At 69.8% G+C, this 4,354-nt stretch carries 4 protein-coding genes; 2 read left to right on the top strand and 2 right to left on the bottom strand.

What is annotated here, in order from left to right; all coding sequences use genetic code 11:
• Positions 1 to 1,426: hypothetical protein (locus tag AX744_RS20600; RefSeq protein ID WP_082738456.1), on the top strand; the 1,426-nt coding region annotated here is incomplete at its 5' end.
• Between the two features lie 19 nt (positions 1,427 to 1,445).
• On the opposite strand, the gene AX744_RS08280 is transcribed toward AX744_RS20600, so the two are convergent.
• Positions 1,446 to 2,507, bottom strand: coding sequence for a LacI family DNA-binding transcriptional regulator (locus AX744_RS08280; protein ID WP_061016271.1), 1,062 nt, complete (start codon positions 2,505 to 2,507; stop codon positions 1,446 to 1,448).
• A 60-nt stretch (positions 2,508 to 2,567) separates the two neighbouring features.
• On the opposite strand from AX744_RS08280, the gene AX744_RS08275 reads away from it, so the two are divergent.
• On the top strand, positions 2,568 to 3,806 hold the full coding sequence (locus AX744_RS08275; protein WP_061016269.1) for an MFS transporter: 1,239 nt from the start codon (positions 2,568 to 2,570) through the stop codon (positions 3,804 to 3,806).
• Positions 3,807 to 3,809: 3 nt separating this feature from the next.
• On the opposite strand, the gene AX744_RS08270 is transcribed toward AX744_RS08275, so the two are convergent.
• A partial coding sequence (locus tag AX744_RS08270) for a LuxR C-terminal-related transcriptional regulator (RefSeq protein WP_061016267.1) occupies positions 3,810 to 4,354 on the bottom strand: 545 nt, incomplete at its 5' end.

Here is a 4,354-nt window from a genome sequence, read left to right as displayed (position 1 = left end):
GGTGGCTTCATCCGCCCGCGCTGAGCTGCTGTTCCGAGACGGAGATTCCCTGGTCGTGGGCATGTTCGCTCGGTCGCTGCTCTCCGGCGCACCCCTCGACTGGGCGATGTCGAGCGTACTCTTCCTGCCCGAGTCCGCGGGGTTCTCCGGGCTGGACGCCGCGCTCGGGCTCGATGTGAACGGATTGCTCACGGTGAATGCCGTGGTCAACATGCTGGCCCTCTACGGTGCACTCCGCGTCGCCGTAGGGCGTCGGCGGGACAGGACAGCCCCCGTCGCATGGGCGCTGCTCGGGATGGGCACCTTCGCGATCCTCGCCATGACCGATCTCTCGGGGTCCCGAGACGCCCTGGAGCTGGCCTCACTGCTGCTGACGACCACGTACTACGCCGCCACCGTGGTCGCCGTCGTCCTCTGTGTGGGACTGGTCCGTCGTGTGCTCGACCGAAGCGCAGGAGGTATCGGCGCACTGATCGCGCTCGGGGCGATCGCCGCCGTGTCGACGCTCTCGAATCCCCTCTTCGCCGCCTGGGCCACGGTTCCGCTCTCGCTGCTGCTCCTCGTGATGCTCCTTCGCCCGCCACGACGAACACGCACCGCAACGATCCTCGTCGTGCTGGTCATCGGCACCGCGCTGGGCTTCCTCGGACGCATTCCGCTTCGGGCATGGATCGCCAACACCGGTGCCGGCTACATCCAGCCCGAACTCTGGACGGAATCCGCGGGCTACTACGGGGGCCTTCTCCTCGACCGCCTTGCGACGCCCGCAGGGATCTTCGGAGTCGTGGTCGTGGTGGCTCTGGTCGGCTGGGCGATCGCGAACACGGCACGCGTCGGAGACACCGGCTCACGTTTCGTCGCCACGGTCGCGTGGGCCATGCCCGCTCTCGTCCTGGTCGGGGCGATCGCCCTCGGTACCCACGCCGCCCGTTACCTGCAGCCGCTCGCGTTCGGACCCGTGCTCGTGATCGTGGCCGCTCCCCATATCCCGCGGATGCCCGCCCGGGCACCCCGTGCCCTCACGGCCACCGCGGCCGTGCTCCTGCTCGTGTGCGGGGCGCTGAGCGTGCCTCGGCTCGTCGCGGCGAGCACGACGCCCGACCCCGATCTCACCTGCGTAACCGACTGGGTCGATGCCTCGGGCCGAATCGGCGGCGGACAGTTCTGGACCGTGCGGCTGCCGAAGCTGCATGTCGCCGATCCCCGCCACCTCGTGCAGGTCGATCACGAGCTCGACGCGTACGCATGGTTGGTGAACCGCGAGGACTTCGACGTCGACGGAGTCTCGTTCCTCGTCGAGGACTCCCAGACCGTCGCGTGGCAGCTCTCCCCACCAGCGATACCCGACGATGTCGTCGAGTGCGGGCGATATCGCATCCTCGACTTCGGCGAACGCGTTCTGCCGCTCGGCTCACAGCACAGCTGAGCACTCGGCGAGGACGCCGCTAGCGCGGGACGGGGCCCGTCGTGGTGCCGGCTCGGAACACGCAGGTGAGGTGCTGCGTGATCCCGGGTTCGCCACGCAGCATGCGGGCGATCTGCTCCCCGGCAGCGCGCCCCTTCTCGACCGCGGGCTGCACGCTGGTCGTAAGCGTGAGATCGCCGAGCCCGTCGACCTCGATGCCGTCGAAGCCCGCGACGGAGAGATCTTCGGGCACGCGGAGACCCAGCTCCTCGGCTGCGCGGATGACGCCGACCGCAAGCAGATCGCTCTGCGCGAGCACGGCCGTCGGTCGAGTGGCCGGGTCGGTCAGGAGCATGCGGCCGACCAGCACGCCCTCATCGATGAAGCTGCCGGACGCCGAGATCGCCGGCGCGTCCGGGAAGACCTGACGCATCCCCTCGAGACGGTGCACTGAGACGTCGACGGTCGCTTTCTCGACCCGTTCGGGCGTCACCAGCGCGCGCTCGCGCTCGCTGTCGAGCGAGAGGGTGACCAGCGCCGCGTCGCGGTGCCCGAGGTCGTAGACGTGCTGGGCGACGTCAGCGGAGGCTGCGACGTTGTCGAGGGTGATGCGCGGGATGCCCTCTCCGGCGTCGCCTTCGATGACGACCACGGGCAGTCCGCGGCCGAGGACCACTTCGAGCGAGGCCTTCGTGCGCCCGGAACAGCCGATGAGCACGAAGGCGTCGACGGGGGCGTTGGTGATGGCTGCACCCTCCTCCCCCGGCTCGTCGCGCATGAGGAGGATGCCGGCGCTCAGGTCGGCGAGCCCGTCGGTGAGGCCGTCCATCATGGCGGTCGTCACGGGATCGAGGAATGCTGCACGCAGATGCCCTTCGAGCACCACGGCGACGATGCCACTGCGTCCACGTCGCAGCGAGGCCGCACGAGGGTCCGGCCCCGCATAGCCGAGATCGGCTGCGGCGGCGAGGACGCGCTCCCTCGTGGCGGCGGCCACGTTCGCCTTGCCGCTGAAGACGACGGATGCGGTGGAGGTCGCCACGCCCGCCTCACGTGCGACGTCGGCGATCGTGGGCCGACGCGGCGTCTCCTGGCTGCTCATACTTCGAGGATAGCTCCCCGCGCTTCCCTACGGTCGAATCGATTCGATAGGCTGTCCGGCATGGAAACAGCCCTCTCTCGTTCGCAGTTCGTGCGCTGGCGCGCGGCGATCTTCGCCATCTTCCTCGCGAGCGGCCTCTCGATCGCGACCTGGGCGTCGCGCGTGCCCGGGATCAAGGAGGCGCTGGGACTCGACAACGCGCAGGTCGGTCTGATCCTGCTCGGCATGGGCATCTCGTCCATCCTCGGCATCTCGACAGGCCCCGCGGTGATGGCACGTCTGGGCGCCCGGCGCGGGATGCTCCTCACGATGCTGACGTTCGCGCTCGGCATCGTGCTGGTCGGCCTGGGCGCGAACGTGTTCGGTTCCGTCCCCGTCGTCATCGTGGGCATGGTGCTGTTCGGCTTCGGCAACGGGTCGGTCGACGTGATGATGAACGTCGAGGCGACCGCGATCGAACAGCAGATGGGCAAGACGATCCTGCCGGTCTTCCATGCCTTCTTCAGCTTCGGCACCGTCATCGGTGCGGGGATCGGCGCTCTCGCCGCGCAGCTCGCCGTCGACGTCGCGACCCACGCCGCGATCATAGGCGGGCTGATCGCCGTGATCGCGATCGTCTGCTTCTTCCAGGTCCCGGTGCGCGAGGCCGCCCTCGATCCCGCGGCGCATGAGAAGCCGGCCTTCCGCGTCCGCATGCACACGGCGCTCGAAGCGTGGCGCGAGCCCCGCACCTACCTCATCGGTGTGGTCATGCTCGGCATGTCTTTCGCCGAGGGCGGGGCCAACGACTGGATCGCCCTGGGCACCGAACAGGGTCACGGCTTCGCCGAGGGCACCGGAGCCGTATCCCTGGCCGTGTTCTCGGTCGGCATGACCGTCGTGCGCCTGTTCGGCGGTCCCCTCGTGGATCGCTTCGGCCGCGTCCTGGTCCTGCGCATCCTCGCAGCGACCGCAGCGTCGGGCATCCTGCTGTTCATCCTCGCCCCCACCTTCCCGCTCGTGCTGGTCGGAGCCGCGCTGTGGGGAATCGGCGCATCGCTCGGCTTCCCGCTGGGCATGTCGGCGGCGGCAGACGACCCCGCCAAGGCCGCGGCCAGGGTGAGCGCGGCCGCCACGATCGGCTACATCGCCTTCCTCGGCGGTCCGCCGGTGCTCGGAATCATCAGCGAGCACATCGGTCTGCTCAACACGCTGTTCATCCTGGTCGCGCTGGTCGTGATGTCCGGGCTGTTCTCGGGTGCTGCGCGTCCGCTCCGCGACGACGAGAAGAGCTCGGTCGCGACGGTCGCACAGGGCTGAGCATCAGTCGTCGCGGCCGCGTACGAGTGCGGCCGCATGCGACCGACTGCGTGCGCCGAGCTTGGTGAGCACGTTGGAGACATGCGTCTTCACCGTGGGGACCGAGATGCGCAGCCGGGCGGCGAGCTGGGCGTTCGACCACCCCTGCAGGATCCCGTCGAGCACGTCCTGCTCCCTGGCCGTCAGCTCGACCATCCCCTCGCGGCGCCTGACCGGTGCCGGCACGGCGGCGCTCTCGGCGACGGCGGCGAGCGCTCGGCGCGTCACCCGCGGATCGAGCGCGCCTTCGCCCGCCGCGATCGCCCGCACGGCCCCGCCGAGCGTGGGAGCGTCCACCGTCTTGAGGAGGAAGCCGACGGCGCCTGCGCGGATCGCCCCGAACACCAGGTCATCCTCGTCGAAGCTCGTGAGGACCAGCACGTCGCTCAAGTGGCGCTCGACGATCTCCGCCGTCGCCGATATCCCGTCGCGTCCCGGCATCCGCAGATCCATCAGGACCACGTCGGGACGCAGCGCCGCGGCGTTGCGGACGGCGACATCGCCGTCCG

The sequence above is a fragment of the Microbacterium sp. CCH5-D1 genome (genome assembly GCF_001557335.1).
Classification (GTDB): Bacteria; Actinomycetota; Actinomycetes; order Actinomycetales; family Microbacteriaceae; genus Microbacterium; species Microbacterium oxydans.
Note: the sequence above shows the minus strand (reverse complement) of the source record. Positions and strands in the feature narration are given on the sequence as shown.